Annotated in this window: 17 protein-coding genes; 4 read left to right on the top strand and 13 right to left on the bottom strand. The window is 50.1% G+C overall.

What is annotated here, in order from left to right; genetic code table 11:
• The first annotated feature begins 50 nt into the window (after nt 1-50).
• The gene (gene ptsJ, locus NMD08_RS07745) at nt 51-1,343 is read left to right on the top strand and encodes a transcriptional regulator PtsJ (RefSeq protein WP_252837816.1); all 1,293 of its coding nucleotides are present in this window, start codon (nt 51-53) and stop codon (nt 1,341-1,343) included.
• 13 nt (nt 1,344-1,356) lie between these two features.
• The gene (locus NMD08_RS07740) at nt 1,357-2,073 is read left to right on the top strand and encodes a type 1 glutamine amidotransferase (RefSeq protein WP_252837817.1); all 717 of its coding nucleotides are present in this window, start codon (nt 1,357-1,359) and stop codon (nt 2,071-2,073) included.
• A 91-nt stretch (nt 2,074-2,164) separates the two neighbouring features.
• Here the strand turns inward: NMD08_RS07740 and cysM are convergent, their stop codons facing one another.
• The 7 genes from cysM to NMD08_RS07705 form a co-directional block, all read right to left on the bottom strand.
• Entirely contained in the window at nt 2,165-3,076 is a 912-nt protein-coding gene (gene cysM / locus NMD08_RS07735; RefSeq protein ID WP_151217608.1) for a cysteine synthase CysM, read from the bottom strand.
• A gap of 67 nt (nt 3,077-3,143) precedes the next feature.
• Nucleotides 3,144-4,241, bottom strand: a complete 1,098-nt coding sequence (gene cysA, locus NMD08_RS07730; RefSeq protein ID WP_151217610.1) for a sulfate/thiosulfate ABC transporter ATP-binding protein CysA — start codon at nt 4,239-4,241, stop codon at nt 3,144-3,146.
• Entirely contained in the window at nt 4,231-5,106 is an 876-nt protein-coding gene (gene cysW / locus NMD08_RS07725) for a sulfate/thiosulfate ABC transporter permease CysW (RefSeq protein ID WP_086550289.1), read from the bottom strand. The genes cysA and cysW overlap by 11 nt, the downstream gene beginning before the upstream one ends.
• Complete coding sequence (gene cysT / locus NMD08_RS07720; RefSeq protein WP_006683552.1) at nt 5,106-5,939, bottom strand: sulfate/thiosulfate ABC transporter permease CysT; 834 nt, start codon at nt 5,937-5,939, stop codon at nt 5,106-5,108. The genes cysW and cysT overlap by 1 nt, the downstream gene beginning before the upstream one ends.
• On the bottom strand, nt 5,940-6,956 hold the full coding sequence (gene cysP / locus NMD08_RS07715) for a sulfate ABC transporter substrate-binding protein (protein ID WP_210904495.1): 1,017 nt from the start codon (nt 6,954-6,956) through the stop codon (nt 5,940-5,942).
• Nucleotides 6,957-7,113: 157 nt separating this feature from the next.
• Nucleotides 7,114-7,905 (bottom strand): SDR family oxidoreductase UcpA, encoded by a 792-nt coding sequence (ucpA, locus tag NMD08_RS07710; protein WP_103771634.1) that lies wholly within the window; start codon nt 7,903-7,905, stop codon nt 7,114-7,116.
• 173 nt (nt 7,906-8,078) lie between these two features.
• A complete protein-coding gene (locus NMD08_RS07705; RefSeq protein WP_151217613.1) occupies nt 8,079-8,735 on the bottom strand; it encodes a FadR/GntR family transcriptional regulator in 657 nt (218 codons plus the stop codon).
• 144 nt (nt 8,736-8,879) lie between these two features.
• On the opposite strand from NMD08_RS07705, the gene NMD08_RS07700 reads away from it, so the two are divergent.
• Nucleotides 8,880-10,196, top strand: coding sequence for an anaerobic C4-dicarboxylate transporter family protein (locus NMD08_RS07700; protein WP_187253526.1), 1,317 nt, complete (start codon nt 8,880-8,882; stop codon nt 10,194-10,196).
• Between the two features lie 123 nt (nt 10,197-10,319).
• Here NMD08_RS07700 and NMD08_RS07695 read toward each other — a convergent pair whose 3' ends face one another.
• From NMD08_RS07695 to NMD08_RS07670, 6 genes are all read right to left on the bottom strand, one after another.
• Nucleotides 10,320-11,636 carry an anaerobic C4-dicarboxylate transporter family protein gene (locus NMD08_RS07695; RefSeq protein WP_187258625.1) on the bottom strand — a complete coding sequence of 439 codons (1,317 nt, stop codon included), beginning with the start codon at nt 11,634-11,636 and terminating at the stop codon, nt 10,320-10,322.
• A gap of 62 nt (nt 11,637-11,698) precedes the next feature.
• Nucleotides 11,699-13,075, bottom strand: coding sequence for an argininosuccinate lyase (gene argH, locus NMD08_RS07690; protein WP_187258624.1), 1,377 nt, complete (start codon nt 13,073-13,075; stop codon nt 11,699-11,701).
• 448 nt (nt 13,076-13,523) lie between these two features.
• Nucleotides 13,524-14,423 carry a porphyrinogen peroxidase gene (gene yfeX / locus NMD08_RS07685; RefSeq protein ID WP_151217617.1) on the bottom strand — a complete coding sequence of 300 codons (900 nt, stop codon included), beginning with the start codon at nt 14,421-14,423 and terminating at the stop codon, nt 13,524-13,526.
• 93 nt (nt 14,424-14,516) lie between these two features.
• Nucleotides 14,517-15,092, bottom strand: coding sequence for an RpoE-regulated lipoprotein (locus NMD08_RS07680; protein ID WP_151217619.1), 576 nt, complete (start codon nt 15,090-15,092; stop codon nt 14,517-14,519).
• A 59-nt stretch (nt 15,093-15,151) separates the two neighbouring features.
• Complete coding sequence (locus NMD08_RS07675) at nt 15,152-15,601, bottom strand: DUF2919 domain-containing protein (protein ID WP_187258623.1); 450 nt, start codon at nt 15,599-15,601, stop codon at nt 15,152-15,154.
• Nucleotides 15,588-16,013, bottom strand: a complete 426-nt coding sequence (locus NMD08_RS07670; RefSeq protein ID WP_003038048.1) for a GNAT family acetyltransferase — start codon at nt 16,011-16,013, stop codon at nt 15,588-15,590. Before NMD08_RS07670 ends, NMD08_RS07675 begins: the two co-directional genes overlap by 14 nt.
• Before the next feature lie 211 nt (nt 16,014-16,224).
• Between NMD08_RS07670 and amiA the strand changes: the two genes are divergently transcribed.
• Entirely contained in the window at nt 16,225-17,094 is an 870-nt protein-coding gene (gene amiA / locus NMD08_RS07665; RefSeq protein WP_005121924.1) for an N-acetylmuramoyl-L-alanine amidase AmiA, read from the top strand.

The following is a 17,094-nucleotide window of genomic DNA, read 5'->3' as shown; positions in this document are numbered from 1 at the left end:
GCCTCACTATTATCGTCATATGCTAAAATTCATTTTGTCATAGGTCAATAATGATCGACGGAAAAACCGCTAACGATATTTTTGACAGTATTCGTCAACATGTCGCTACAGGCACGTTGGCAGCAGGAGAAACGTTGCCGCCAGTGCGTGAACTGGCAACAGCATTGAACGTTAACCGTAATACTGTCGCGGCGGCTTATAAACGCCTTGTCACCTCCGGACTGGCGCAGAGCCTTGGACGCAATGGCACGGTGATCAAAGAAATTTCTGCCCCCGTTGCGCTGGAAGGTGGCAATCCGGACACCGCGCTTGTCGATCTTTCCGGCAGTAATCCAGCACCTTCGCGTCTTCCAGACCTTAGCCGTTATTTCGTGAAAATAAATAAGAATCCGCGTTTATACGGCGATGCCGCCGTATCCCCCGACCTTAAGGCGTGGGCCGCGCAATGGATGCAGGAAGCAGTCCCAGGCAAGGGAGAAATCGATATCACCAGCGGCGCTATTGACGCCATTGAACGTCTGCTGTGCGCACATTTACTGCCTGGTGATAGCGTTGTCGTAGAAGATCCATGCTTTTTGAGCAGCATTAACATGCTGCGTTATGCCGGATTCTCAGCAAACCCTGTCAACGTTGACCACGAAGGCATGCAACCAGACATGCTGGAAACTGCGCTACAGAAAGGCGCACGGGCGGTGATTCTGACGCCGCGCGCTCATAACCCGACGGGATGCAGCCTGAGCGCATCCCGCGCGGCGCAATTGCAGGAAATCCTGGCCCGTTATCCGCAGACGCTGGTAATCGTCGACGACCACTTTGCGCTGCTGTCCGCTTGCCGTTGGTATCCAGTGATTGCGAAAGAAACCACCCACTGGGCTGTTGTCCGTTCGATGTCTAAAACGTTAGGCCCGGATTTACGTCTGGCCATTGTGGCCAGCGATCCGCTCACTTCCGGGAAACTGCGTTTGAGGCTCAACTCCGGCAGTCAGTGGGTCAGCCATTTGCTTCAGGATTTAGTCTGCGCTTGTCTTAGTGACAAGGATTACCAGCATACGCTGGCACAAACCCAGCAATTTTACGCCGCCCAGCAGCAAAAGCTGACGGCCGCCCTACTGCAACATGGCATTGCGCTGCCGGTCGGGGATGGTCTCAATCTGTGGCTGCCGCTGGAAGATAACAGCCAGGCGACCGCTTTTGCGCTGGCAAAATCCGGTTGGCTGGTACGCGAAGGTGAAGTATTTGGCGTTAATACCCCTGCGCACGGCCTGCGCATTACGCTGTCAACATTATCAGACAGCGACATTGATAAGCTGGCGAGTGATATCCATCAGGCGCTAAAGCGCTAACAGGAGAGAAAAAGTGCGAGTTCATTTTGTTATTCATGAGTCCTTTGAATCCGCTGGCGCGTATCTGCCGTGGGCCGAATCACGCGGCTATACCATCACCTGGTCGCACGTTTACGCCGGAGAAACGGTTCCCGCTAACGCCGATGGCTTCGATATGCTGGTGGTATTTGGCGGTCCGCAGTCACCCCGGACCACGCTTGCAGAGTGTCCATACTTTGACGCTCAGGCCGAGCAGCACCTGATCAACCAGTCGATTGCGGCACGTAAAATCGTGGTGGGGATCTGTTTGGGGTCGCAGTTAATCGGCGAAGCGCTGGGCGCGAAAGTATGCCAGAGCCCGGAAAAAGAGATTGGTCACTACCCGATCGCCCTGACCGAAGCAGGCCAACAGCATCCGTTGTTCAGCCATTTTGGTTCACCGCTTACCGTCGGTCACTGGCACAACGATATGCCGGGATTAACCGACCAGGCGACAATTCTCGCCACAAGCGTTGGCTGCCCGCGACAAATCGTACAATACGGTAATTTCGTCTATGGTTTTCAGTGTCATATGGAATTTACCGCCGAAGCGGTCGAAGGATTAATTCAGCACTCAGAGCAGGAGCTGGCCGAAGCCAAAGGGAAGCGTTTCATCCGCTCTGCTGAAGAGATGCGCGCATGGGATTACCAACAGATGAATGAGAAGCTGTGGCAATTCCTTGATAAGCTGGTGGAAAAACGTAACGATTGATTATGGCAGGCCGGATGAAGACGCTTTACGTCTTCATCCGGCGATCGTGCCGTACGTTTGCCTGATGGCACTTTGCTTATCAGGCTACAAACTAAATCCCTAATCCCTGGTTAAAGTGCTCTTCGCCAAACACGCCGGTTGAAAGATAGCGATCGCCGCGATCGCAGATGATCGCCACCACCACAGCTCCCGGCGTCGCACGCGCCACGCGTAGCGCACCGGCCACCGCGCCGCCAGAGCTGACACCGCAGAAAATGCCTTCGCGAACGGCCAGTTCACGCATGGTGTTTTCCGCATCGTTCTGATGAATATCCAGCACTTCATCCACCAGCGAGGCGTTAAAAATGCCCGGCATATACTCCGCTGGCCAGCGGCGGATTCCCGGAATACTGCTGCCCTCTTCCGGCTGCAGACCCACGATAGTAACCGGTTTTTCCTGCTCGCGCAGAAAACGCGACACACCGGTTATGGTGCCGGTGGTCCCCATGCTGGAGACGAAATGAGTGATACGTCCTGACGTCTGCTGCCAGATTTCGGGGCCGGTCGTGGTGTAATGCGCATACGGGTTATCAGGATTATTAAACTGATCGAGCAGTTTACCTTCGCCACGCTGCGCCATCTCAAGGGCTAAATCGCGCGCTCCTTCCATCCCCTGCTCTTTGGTCACCAGAACCAGTTCAGCGCCGTAGGCTCGCATCGCCGCACGGCGCTCCTGACTCATGTTGTCTGGCATCAGAAGCTTCATACGATAGCCTTTCAGCGCGGCGATCATCGCCAGCGCAATGCCGGTGTTGCCGCTGGTGGCCTCAATTAGCACGTCGCCAGGCTTAATTTCTCCACGCTTTTCCGCTTCGACGATCATCGACAACGCGGCGCGGTCTTTCACCGAACCCGCGGGATTATTGCCTTCCAGCTTGACCCAAATTTCACTACCGTTATCCGGCGTCAGACGTTGTAATTTCACCAGAGGCGTATTGCCAATTGTTTGTTCTAATGTGTTCACGTTTTAAGCTCGTAAAAAAGCCCGGGGGCGCAGCGCTTACCGGGCGATAAACATACTTTTTAACCTATCAGGCACTTTGCGCCAGAGCAAGTTCCTCTTCACGCGTTTCAATGCGCTGGTCGCCGTTATACAGACGTGCATTTTGCAGCCCAACAAACAGGCGCTCGCCGCGACTCGGGGAATCATCCCCCTGCATGACCACCGTCAGTGGTTCGTTATACCACCCCAACGGTTGCACAACTAATTGGGTGTAGTGACCTTTCGGACTGGCTTCCAGCACCTGAACCGGCAGCGGTGAATCAAGACTGGTACGGCGGCTGACGTCCACTTCCCACGGACGCAGGAACAGATCCACCGGTCCCTGATAGCCTGGCGTATAGCCCAGCGGCCAGCGGTGTGCGCCGACGTGGAATTGTCCACCGCGAATCGTCCCCTGCAGGCGGTTAACCTCGCCCATAAACTCGAGCACAAAACGGGTAGCCGGTTCGCGCCATACCAGATCGGGCGCATCAGCCTGTTCGATATGGCCCTGGCTCATCACCACCACGCGGTCTGCAACTTCGGTCGCTTCCTCCTGATCGTGAGTAACAAACACGCTGGTGAACTTCAGCTCTTCATGCAACTGACGCAGCCAGCGACGCAGCTCTTTACGTACCTGAGCATCGAGCGCGCCAAACGGCTCGTCGAGCAGCAGGATCTGCGGCTCTACCGCCAGCGCACGCGCCAACGCCACACGCTGTTTTTGCCCGCCGGAAAGCTGCGCCGGGAAACGGTCAGCCAGATGAGCCAATTGAACCATCTCCAGCAGTTGGGTAACTTTTGCTTTGATAGCCGCCGCATTCGGACGCTCACGCCGTGGCAGAACCGTCAGGCCAAAAGCGATGTTGTCGAAAACGCTCATATGGCGAAACAGCGCATAATGCTGGAACACGAATCCCACCTTACGGTCGCGGGCATGCAGACGACTGACGTCAGTACCGTGAAAACGGATATGCCCGCTGGACTGATGCTCCAGCCCGGCAATGATGCGTAGCAGCGTGGTTTTACCCGAGCCGGATGGCCCCAGAAGCGCGACCATCTGACCCGAAGGAATATCCAGCGAGATATCGTTCAGCACCTGGGTGCGACCAAAAGACTTCTTAATATTGGCAATCTCAATGCTCATGATTTTCCTCCTGCTGCGCGCGTTTCTCCTGGTTTTCCAGGCGCCATTGCAACATGCTCTTCAAAAACAGGGTAATAATCGCCATCAGCGTTAATAACGCCGCAGCGGTAAAAGAGCCGACGGTGTTGTAGTCCTGCTCCAGTAATTCAATCTGTAGCGGCAGGGACAAGGTTTCGCCGCGAATCGAGCCGGAAACCACCGATACCGCACCAAACTCACCAATCGCACGGGCGTTGGTCAGCACCACGCCGTACAGCAACGCCCAACGAATATTCGGCAACGTCACGCGGCGGAACATCTGCCAACCGGACGCGCCAAGCAGAACCGCCGCTTCGTCTTCATTGCTGCCCTGGCTTAACATCACCGGCACCAATTCACGCACCACAAACGGACAGGTGACGAATACTGTGACCAGCACCATTCCCGGCCAGGCAAACATAATTTGCAGATTGTGTTCATCCAGCCATCCCCCCAGCGGGCCGTTAGAGCCGTAAAACAGCAGATACACCAGGCCGGCGACCACTGGTGAGACGGCAAACGGAATATCCAGTAAGGTCAGCAATAGCTGACGTCCAGGGAAGTTAAAACGGGTCACCAGCCACGCCAGCAACACGCCAAACACCAGGTTCACTGGTACAGCAATCAGCGCAATCAGCACCGTCAGCCAGATAGCGTGCAGCATGTCCGGGTCGGCCAGATTCTGTAATACCGGCATTAATCCCTTGCTGAACGCCTGCACGAAGATGTAAATCATCGGCACCAGCAAAATAAACGCTGACACCAGCATGCCAGTCCCGATCAGAAACCATTTCCCCCAGTTGATGCGGGGTGCGCCATAGTGTTTCAATTGAGTAATGTCTGCCATCAGTGACCTACCACGCGTCGACCAAAGCGACTTTGCAGGGTGTTAATCGAAAACAGCAGCAGCAATGACGCCCCGAGGATCACAGAGGCAATCGCGCTGGCGGCCGGGTAGTCAAACTCCTGTAACCGAACAAAAATCATCAGCGAGGTCACTTCCGTTTTCCATGCGATGTTCCCAGCGATAAAGATAACCGCGCCAAACTCACCGAGGCTGCGGGTAAACGAAAGCGCAACGCCCGCCACCAGCGCAGGAGACAGCTCCGGCAGCACCACTTTACGAAAGCTCTGCCAGCGCGTGGCACCGAGCGTTTCTGCGGCTTCTTCATATTCCGGGCCTAACTCTTCCAGCACAGGCTGCACGGTTCGCACCACAAACGGAATGCTGGTAAACGCCATCGCCACCGCGATACCGAGCCAGGTGTAGGTCACCTTGATATCAAACTTCGCCAGCCACTCACCGTAGAAACCGTTGACCGAAAACAACGACGCCAGCGTCAGACCTGCTACCGCCGTTGGCAACGCAAACGGCAGATCCATCAACGCATCCAGCAGCGTACGGCCCGGAAAGCGATAGCGGGTCAAGATCCACGCCATCAGCAAGCCAAACACGCCGTTGAAAATCGATGCCACAAATGCCGACAGCAGCGTCACTTTATAAGCCGCTACCACCTGCGGGTTGGTAATTACATCCCAGTATTGTGCCCAGCTCATTTGCGCCAATTGCATCACCAGCGCGCTAAGCGGCAGCAGCAATATCAGGCAGACAAAAAGTAAGCTGGTGCCCAGGCTTAAGGTGAAGCCAGGCAGCACGCGTCGGGAAGAAACAGCAAACATTTACTTACGCCCCGCCGCCAACAGTTTGTCCAGTTCACCGCCGCTGACAAAGTGCGTTTTCATGACCTCAGGCCATGAACCAAACTTGTCTTCCACGCGGAAAAGTTCGGTCTGCGGGAATTTATCTTGCTGTTTGTCCATCACCTGCGGGTTATTCACGCGGTAATAGAAATCGGTAATGATGGTTTGCGCCTGTGGGCTGTACAACCAGTTCAGGTACGCTTTCGCCGCTTTTTCAGTCCCGTTGGCCTGCACGTTTTTATCTACCCAGGCTACCGGAAATTCGGCGAGGATATTGGTTTTCGGGATAACGACTTCGAAACCCTGCGCTTCATACTGTTTACGAATGTTGTTCACTTCTGATTCGAAGCTAATCAGCACATCGCCCAATCCGCGCTCTGCAAAAGTGGTGGTAGCTCCGCGACCGCCGGTATCAAACACTTCGACGTTTTTCAGAAACTGGGTCATGAACTGTTCGGTTTTGGCTTTATCGCCACCGTCCGCTTTATCCGCAGCGCCCCACGCCGCAAGATAGGTATAGCGCGCGTTACCGGAGGTTTTGGGGTTCGGGAAAATCAGTTTCACATCAGAACGCACAAGGTCATTCCAGTCATGAATGTTTTTCGGGTTCCCCTTACGCACCAGGAAACCCATGGTGGAATAGAACGGCGAGCTGTTATTCGGCAGACGACTTTGCCAGTCGGCGGGGATCAGTTTGCCTTTGTCATGCAGGATCTGCACATCGGTGACCTGGTTATAGGTCACCACATCGGCTTTCAGCCCTTGCAGAATCGCCAACGCTTGTTTTGATGACCCGGCATGTGATTGTTTAATCGTCAGTTTATCACCGCCATTATCCTTCGCCCATTGCTGTTCAAACGATGGATTAAGGGCGGCAAAAAGCTCACGTGAAACATCATATGAACTGTTCAGCAGTTCCGTTGCCTGCGCCTGCCCCACCAGCAATAGCATTGCAGCCAGCGTCAGGGTTCTTTTTTTCAGTAAGTTAACGGCCATTGCGCACCCTTATAAATTTAATGACTTTCTATTTGCCATCATATTTATAACCAGCGCTAAAGGAGTAACGGTTTTATATACCGTTTGATGATTTGAAAGTTGAAAAGAGAATAAGAGGTACCTCCTCCCCTGCACATGGGGAGGAGACCGGCATCAATCAGACGCCGACGCTAACGCTCTCAGGCAGGGTGCTGCCGCCATCAATCACGTTTTGCGTGCCAGTTAAGTAACTGGACTCATCCGACGCCAGAAACGCCGCCAGTTCACCGACTTCGAGCGGGCAGGCCAAACGGCGCATCGGGATCGCTTTCGCCATTTCGACTAATACGGATTCAGGATCTTCCGGGTTAGATTGACGCGCGATATTCTCTGCCATCGGCGTACGAACGTAGCCCGGGCAAATAGCATTAACGCGAATACCGGACTGCGCGTATTCCACCGCCAGGGATTTGGTCAAACCGATGATCGCGGCTTTCGACAGCGCATAGGCCGTCTCACCCGGATCGGCAACCATATCGCCAGTCACTGATGACATCATTACGATACGCCCATCTTTGCGCGCAATCATCTCCGGCAGAACGGCTTTCGTCACGTTCCAGACACCTTTAATGTTGATATCAATGTGGAAATCGCGATCTTCATCGCTCATATCAAGGAAGTTGCCGAGGCGACAAACCCCCGCATTGTTGACCAGAATATCGATTTTGCCTTCAATCTTCTTCGCGCGTTTCACCGCGGCGGTAACAGAAGCAAAATCTCTGACGTCAGCGTGAACCGCCGTACAACGGTGGCCGCGTCCAGCCAGTTCATCCGCCAGTTTTTCAATCTCATCGGAGATATCCAGCAGGATTAAGTTCGCGCCATGGCGGGCAAACGTTCTGGCAATCCCTTCGCCAATACCCTGAGATGCGCCCGTAATCAATGCTGTTTTGCCCGTGAGTTTTCCCATTTCAATATTCTCCTTTTGAATATGAAGCCTTCGCTTCATTCACGCAGAAGATACAGCAATAACAAATTAGTGCTGAGGAATAGCTCACTAAATCAGGTTAATCTCAGCTAAAAAAATCCCCGACGGTGCGGGGACTCAACAACATTCACGATCTGAACAGATGAACAGAGGACCTACAGCCTTTTTTCCAGCAAATGTGCTCTCATCAACTCAGATGCCATCTGTGCATCCCCTTTTTTGATATGAAGCAGTATTTCTCTCTGTTTTGTCGCCGTATCAAGAAAATACTGACGATCGTTAGCAGGTAGCGACTCCCTGGTTTTCTCGAAATAAGTAATCAAAACATCAGAGAAAACCTGAAGCACCCGGTTACCACTCGCCTGTAGCAACAGTAAATGAAAATCCCTGTCGTGACGATCGGCCACCAGCGGGTTATCAGCATTTTCTTCAATGAGCCTTAACTCACTCTCCAGTTTAGAGAGCATTGCCGGGAAAATTCTGCGCGTTGCCAGAGGGATAATCGCACACTCAATCAGGATCCTTGCCTCTGTAAATTCTGTGATATCAAACCCGGACAAATCAAACTGCATTAGCAACTGGTTATTTATGTTGTGCTGTTCCAAATTTTTCAAGACGCTGCCACGACGGGGAGAGCGTTCAAGCATTCCCATCTGAACCAGTGTGCTGAGCGCCTGACGAACTTTATATCTTGATGTATTAAAACGAACAGCAAGTTCAGTCTCAGTTTCAATGCGACCATCTGCATCACGGTTAGCATCATCAAGCAGATAATTTTTAATACTTTCAAATAGTTCGTTTTTGTTATCCATAAACACTCTCTGATTAAAGAGCAACAAAACTCATGAGTATAAATAATCTAATAAGTTAGATTGCTTAATATACTGTTATGGTAAGATTATAGCCCCTATTATTCAAATTATATCAAGCTATTTGTTAATAAAAAGGAATTAATTATGGTGTTATTCGTAACTCAGTTTGCGATAGTGCTTATATGTATCGGTATAGGTGGGCGTTTTGGCGGGATTGGCCTGGGGGCTGCAGGCGGGTTAGGACTCGCTATCCTGACTTTTGGTTTTGGACTCCCGCCCGACTCACCTCCTATAACTGTTATTTCTATTATCCTTGCTGTTATCACTTGTATCACAATTCTCCAGGCTGCTGGCGGGCTTGATTTATTCGTTACGATGGCTGAACGGATCCTCAGAAAGTGGCCGGGCGCTATCACTTTTCTCGGACCAGCAGTCGCTTACCTTTTCACTGCAATCTGCGGAACTGGATATGTTGCCTTTTCCGTTTATCCAGTAATTGCAGAAATTGCAGCAGATGCGAGGGTACGGCCAGAAAGAGCTATGTCGATGTCAGTCATCGCTGCCAATTTTGGGCTCATTGCCAGCCCAGTCAGTGCGGTCGTGACAGGGACAATTGCAGTTCTTGCTGGATTACATGTCTCTGCTTTAGATATCTTGTTAGTCACCATTCCCGGAACTTTCCTTGGCTGTCTTGTCGGCTGCCTGTTCGTCTTTAAAAGAGGTCACGAGCTTAGCAGCGATCCGGAATTCCAACGCAGAGTTGCTGAAGGTGAGTTCGAATCGATAAAAGCTGAAGAGCGAGCAGCCAGCATAGTGACTAAAGAGGCCAAGAGAGGATTACTGATTTTTCTTATCGGGATCATCCTGGTCGTGCTTATGGGTTCAATTCCTGAACTACGTCCTGAATGGAATAACGGCACAGGGATGGAGCGTATGAGTATCCCAACCACGCTGCAAATAGTTATGCTGACAACAGCATGTATTATTATGATGGTGTGTCGAATTTCTCCTTCAAAACTTGATTCAGGTTCTGTTTTCAAAGCCGGCCTTGTGGGTGTTGTCGCCATATTTGGTCTGTCATGGATGATGAACTCCTTTTTTGAAGCATGGCACGAATTATTTAACACGGCTTTCCACGATTTTCAGAATCCAGTATTGTTCGGCATTATTGTTTTTGGGCTTTCTGCCGTAATTTATAGCCCAGCGGCAACTGCTGTAGCATTACTCCCCGCAGGCGTGTTAATGGGATATCCGGCAGAAACTTTGGTCGCCCTGCTCCCACTAACCTGTGGATCATTCATTATTCCGGGGGGAGCACAGATTGGCTGTGTGGCGTTTGATCGTACTGGGACAACTCGAATTGGCAAGTATGTGGTTAATCACAGCTATATGCTACCCGGCCTTGTTACCGTTGTCGCATCAACGCTTTTTTGCTTCCTTTTTTCCAGTATGCTGATGTAGCGCGGTAGAGTAATTAAATAGAGCTAATACCTACTTGTTTTGGCATCCCCCTTGATTCAGTTCAGAGAGGATGCCATTACGTCCTTCTCAATATTACTACTGCCATTTCCCACAGAATGCGCTCTACAGGACAACCTGAGCAATTAAGTAGGCAAAAATTACCTGAGAGATAACCATCACAAAACCCGGACGAATGTAGCTATGATTGACAACAAAACGTCCAATCTTTGTCGTGCCTGTTCGGTCAAATGCAACGCAACCGATTTGATTGGCGCCCGGTATAATAAAATCACCACAGGTACAGGCAAAAATGGCGATAAGATACGGTGCTGGTATTCCCAGGGTAACACCTAGTGGCATGATGGCGGCAACCGTCGCCGCAGGGCTCATAATGACCAGAGAGAACAAGAACACAACCACACCAAAAAGCATCGGTGCGCCATTTACCATACCACCAAAGACCTTAATCAATTCTGGCTGATAAGCATCAAAAAACGTTGCCGTCATCCATGAAACGCCAAGTATTGCAACCACCCCCATTAAACCAGCACGGAATACTGAGCCACTGTTCAAGGTACTACTTGGTACTTTACTGACAATCATAATAAACAAAGCAGCTGTCAGCATAATCATTTGAATAACCATCGGGGTTGACAGTCTTTTTCCATCCCAGGAAGGGAGTAACCCGGTAAAAGAACCTAAAATTAGAACCAGCACCACCCCAATCGCAAAGATAACGACCCCTTTTTTTGCGCCCGCTGAAGCAACATATTCTTTTTTCTGCGCAGTATGCATGAACTCATATTCACCAGCGGCAACACGCCTCTGAAACTCAGGATCATCCTCCAGCTCTTTACCGCGTTTGTAAACTGAAAAGCTTGTAACAATGGCAGCCATAAAAAATGAAGGAAGAGCAATAGCCAGTATTTGTCCAAGGCTAATTCCAGCATATTCATGCAGAATAGCCAGCATCCCCGCTGTTGCTGCACTCATCGGGCTGGCGGCAACCGCGACACTAGCCGCTATAACTGTTGCTGATAACGCTCGCTCCGGGCGGACCTTAGCTTCAGCGGCAACCTCAGCGACGACCGGATACAAAGAGAATGCAACGTAAGTGGTCCCGCAGAATAACGTAAATATTGAAGTCAGTATTGGAGCAACAAAAGTAATAGCTTGTGGCTTTTTACGGAGTAATTTTTCAGCCACGCGCACAAGATAATCAAGTCCACCAGCAGCCTGTAATACACTGACTGCGCCAATAACACAAATAATAATTAACATTGCAGTAATAGATGGTGTGGAGGGCTTAAGTCCAAAACCCAGAACTAATATTGCAACACCAAGTCCGCCCCCAGCACCAAGTCCCATTCCGCCATAACGCCCGCCGATACCAATACAAGCGAGCACAATAAATAATTGTAAAAAAAACAAAGCATCCATTTTTTCACCTCAAAGCCCTCCCGGATATTGCATCCGGGAGATATTAATTATTATGCTTAGGATTAGTTCAGATATGATTTAGCAATTTCGATCTGTTTTTTAACGGCATCCGTTCCTGTTCCGCCATAAGACATCCTTGCTTTAATACAAGCTTCCAGAGATATATTCTCATAAATATCATTTTCAATTTTATTATCAAATGAATGAAATTCATCCATTGTAAGCTCTTCCAGCATTTTTCTATGTTTTATACAGTAATTAACAGCACTGCCGACAATATGGTGAGCTTCCCTGAAAGGAATTCCTTTACGAACCAGGTAATCAGCCATATCGGTCGCATTTGAGAAGCCTCTTGCCGCCGCGTTGCGAGTATTCTCAGAAAGAATAACCATTTTATCGAGCATCGGCGCCATAATTTTTAGACTGGTTTGCAAAGTATCCATGGAATCATAGACCTGCTCTTTATCCTCACTCATATCAGTATTATAGGCGAGAGGGATCCCTTTCATAATGGTCAGCATCGCCATTAAATTTCCGTACATACGACCGCCTTTACCGCGCATTTTTTCAGCCACATCAGGATTTTTCTTCTGGGGCATGATGCTGGAGCCAGTACAGAAATCATCAGAAAGCTCAATAAATTTAAAGTCCTGACTTGAGAATAAAACCAATTCTTCTGACAAACGGGTAAGATGCATAAAGCACATAGCGGCTGCAGCAGTGAATTCAACCATATGGTCACGATCGCTGACAGAATCAATACTATTCTCAGTCGGCTTATCAAAGCCAAGCTGTTGAGCAGTGAAATCACGATCAATAGGGAAAGTCGTACCTGCAAGAGCTGCTGAACCTAAAGGACATTCTCCCATGCGTTGATAAAGGTCTTCAAAACGAGTCCAGTCACGACGTAACATCCAATAATATGCCATGATCCAGTGTGATAAAAGAATAGGCTGACCGGTCTGTAAATGAGTATAGCCCGGCATAATCGCATTAATATTATTTTCAGCTTTATTAATAATAATTTTTTGCAGATGAACAATATCCTGCTGAATCTCACGAATAGTTGATCTCATATGCATTTTAGAATCGACAGTCGTCTGGTCATTACGACTTCGACCTGTATGTAGTTTCCCACCTACAGGACCAATTATTTCGGTCATACGTCTTTCGATTGCCATATGAATATCTTCATCAACAGTGTCAAAAACGAACTGCCCTTCTTCAATTTCTTTACCTACTTGCCTTAACCCGCCAATAATCGCATTCGCTTCATCCTGTGCAATAATCCCCTGACGGCCCAACATAGTTGCGTGGACAATACTCCCTTGAATATCAAAAGGACAGAGGCGTTGTTCCAGCATAATTGTCGCGTTATATGATTCGACCAGCTTATTTGTAGGCATATCAAAACGCCCACCCCATAATTTTGTAGACATAAAACCTCCAATGCACTTTTGTTGCCAAATGGTTAAGAATAAATTCCGTTATTTTTCGCTCATTTTCAGATTACAAGACCATCATTTTAATTGTCAACAAATGAAGGCATTAAATCAATTTATGATGAAATTAATTACACTTATAAGACATTTTATTTTTATGAATAGAGTAAAAGAATCAGATCTTCGTCACATTTAAACCGTGATTTAATTCAGATATATTTAGATTTTTTAAAGTAACTATCCGGAACTTATTAATTCAAAAGGGCAGTGTTTAATATCGGTGCTTTAAACAACTAACTGACAGGTAAACAACACTGAACCTGGAATGGGATTTTTTACGATGAGCGTCAATGCGGATGCATCATCTGCATGGCAGACGTTGTGGGGTTCAACAGGTAACTATTTTGTGAAAGATGGCGGCGTAACCGCCATCAGGAATCAAAAATTACAGCGCCATCAGTCGATCCAGGGATGGAGCAAAGTAATAGCCGCCAGTCACCGGTTTGGTGAAACGCAGCATCGCGTCGCGCTTACCGTCTGTATCGCCAAACATGCTCAGCAACTGCTGCTCAATGTTGTGCAGACGGGCGCAGTAGGCGCAGAAATAGAGACCGTGCGTACCGCTGGCGGTGCCGTATGGCAGGCTCTGGCGCACAATTTTCAGCCCTTTACCGTCTTCTTTGAGATCGACGCGGCTCAGGTGAGAGGTAGCCGGGCGCTCGTCGCCGTCGATCTCTTCGTTGGCTTCCTTGGTACGGCCAATCATCATTTCCTGGTCGTGAATGCTCATGCGGTTAAGCTGCTTCAGGTTATGTTCCCAACGCTGCACAAACACATAGCTGCCGCCAGCATCCACGCCATCTTTAATCACTGCGACATCACGACGTGTTTCTTCGCCTGCCGGGTTTTCAGTGCCGTCAACAAAGCCGCTGAGATCGCGCTCCTCAACCCAACGGAAACCGTGGATCTCTTCTTTAACCTCAATGCAATCGCCAAATGCTTCCATTGCCGCCTGCGCGACAGAAAAATTTACGTCATGGCGCAAAGAGAGAATATGGATCAACACATCATATTGGGTCGCCGGCGCCAGACCTTTACCGTAAGGGATAAAGTCTTTTAACTCTTCTGCGCCAACGCCGCCACTCAGTGTACGCCAGGTGTTGTTGCCAAAAGCGACAACCGCGCCCAGATGCGCATCCGGGAACGTAGCTTCAAAGGTTGCCAGCTTATCGGCGAAGATTTTGCTGGCCGCACGCAGGACCTCAACGTCGCCTTTAACATTGGCTTCAATCCAAATCGCCGCACGGCAATGTTCTGGCAAAATGCCACTCTGAACCTGAGACATTGTTCCTCCTGAAAAAAAGATGCCACGACATCGTGGCATTGATTGGCGCTATTCTACCTGTTTTTTTAGTAAGCCGATTTGTTCAGACGCAAATTAACGCTGCCAGATAATTTTGCTTACTTTCCATGCTTTCAGCGTGTCGTCAGACGGCATTAAGCCTTCAGGCCCGCTCCACTCGCCGGAAAAGACATAGCTAATATGCTGACTTCCTTCAGCTTTACATTCAACGCCCGCGCTATCATCGCCGGTTGCTTTCTGACAATGACCAAAGGCTTTAGTGTAAAGCTCGCTAAACGGTGTACCGATTTTGACACCCGCAGAAGACGAAATATCGCTGTCTAATACATCAATACGGTTGATGGTTCCCTGGGTGCCATTGATAACCATCGCGAGCTTGTCATCTTTCATCGCTTCATAGAAACGCACCACATTCCCGTTATCGGTCTTCATTCCGCTGCGCAGACGGTATTCCCCGTCCAGCGCATCAGCAATGGATTTTTCATCCAGCGGTGTCGCGCCCGTTAACGCTCCGACGCCCTGCTCAGTAACCTGCGTTGAAGAACCAAACCAGTTCCACGGATTGGCGGCAGACCAGTTTACTGACGACAACGTTGAACACCCGGTCAGTAGTAGCGGCATCGCGCATAAAGTCAAACGCAGTGATTTCATTTCACTTCCTTCCTTATTTATCAACGTTGCTTGGAGTCCGCTTTCGCCAAAAAGTGCCGTTATTCTTTCTCGAGGGAAAAACAGGCGCGCAAACGTTGATTGGTTAACAGCCAGATCAGCGCGACAATATCCGCCACCAGCAGCGCCAGCCCGACGCCGTTGACCGGATCGCCTCCCAGCCACATCACCGGCTGCCAGCACAACAGCACCAGTTGAGCGAGGATCAGTAATCCGCGCAGCCAGCGCCATATCACAGGAAACGCAAAACGCCTGCCGCTGACTAAAAACGCCAGTACCGCCGGAACGCCGGGAAGTAACCCCAGCCAGAACGCATCATGATCGGGATAAAACAAATTCAGTAATGTATTGCCCTGCTCACGGGAAGAGCCAGCAATGACAAACAGTACCCAGGTGCGTGCCTGCAGCAGCAATACGCACCAGAAGAGAAAAGGCAGGCGCAGACGCCCATGGCTGTCATAGTCGGCCGGATGAAACTCAGTACTCTTCATCTTCGATCAAGCGCTTGCCCAGATTGAGTACATCCGCATGTTCATAGCCCAGACGTTCATACATGCCCTGCACGACATCATTATCGTCACGCACCATGATTTGAATCTTGGGGCAACCGCGGGCAATAAGCTTTTTCTCCAGTCGGTTAAGCAGCGCATTAGCGATGCCGCGACCGCGAAACTCAGGGTGCACGCCAAGATAATAAGCCGAACCGCGATGCCCGTCGTAGCCGCCCATCACCGTACCAACTACCTCGCCGTTCACTTCAGCGACCAGAAACAGGCTGACGTCATGATTGACCTTACGCTCAATGTCCATTTCCGGATCGTTCCATGGACGCAGCAAATCACAGCGCTCCCAGAGGGTGATCACCTCTTCGAAATCTTCCTGGCGAAAAACGCGTATTTCCATGGTATTGGTTACCTTTTCAGGACGTTAAAAAGCGATTATGGCGCGAACGGCTGATTTAGCCAATATCTGACGCGAAGCGGCGGAAAAAATGGCATAATACGGAATTGTCACGTATTGAAATGAAAAGTAAAACAATTCTTATCCCGATCCGTCGCAACGGACAACGCGATACGATATAACGTTTAGAACCTTTTTTTACAACTCAGGCCGTATGAGCACTTTTAAACCACTAAAAACACTCACATCGCGCCGCCAGGTGTTGAAAGCCGGGCTGGCCGCCCTGACGCTGTCAGGCATGTCGCAAGCCATCGCTAAAGAAGAGGCGCTTAAGACCAGCAATGGACACAGCAAACCGAAAGCGAAAAAAGCCGGCGCTAAGCGCGTAGTTGTCCTCGATCCGGGTCACGGCGGGATTGATACCGGCGCAATTGGTCGCAACGGTTCAAAGGAGAAGCACGTGGTACTGGCGATTGCCAAAAACGTGCGCTCGATTCTACGTAACCAGGGGATTGATGCGCGCCTGACCCGCTCCGGCGATACGTTTATTCCGCTGTACGATCGCGTCGAGATCGCCCACAAGCATGGTGCCGATCTGTTCATGTCGATCCACGCCGACGGTTTTACCAATCCGAGCGCCGCAGGTGCGTCGGTCTTTGCGCTGTCTAATCGCGGCGCCAGTAGCGCCATGGCGAAATATCTGTCCGACCGTGAAAACCGGGCCGATGAAGTGGCTGGAAAAAAGACCACCGATAAAGACCATTTGCTGCAGCAGGTATTGTTCGATCTGGTGCAAACCGACACCATTAAAAACAGCCTGACCTTAGGGTCGCATATTCTCAAGAAGATTAAGCCGGTACACCGGCTGCACAGTCGTAGCACTGAACAGGCCGCCTTCGTGGTGCTAAAATCCCCCTCAATTCCGTCGGTACTGGTCGAAACCTCGTTCATTACCAACCCGGAAGAAGAGCGACTGCTGGGCACAACGGCGTTTCGTCAAAAAATCGCTACCGCTATCGCCAATGGCATCATCAGCTATTTCCACTGGTTTGATAACCAGAAAGCACACTCGAAGAAACGTTAA

This window comes from Citrobacter meridianamericanus (assembly GCF_041320245.1).
Taxonomy (GTDB): Bacteria; Pseudomonadota; Gammaproteobacteria; order Enterobacterales; family Enterobacteriaceae; genus Citrobacter; species Citrobacter meridianamericanus.
The sequence above is the reverse complement of the archived record's forward strand: the minus strand, read 5'-3'. Positions and strand labels throughout refer to the sequence as shown.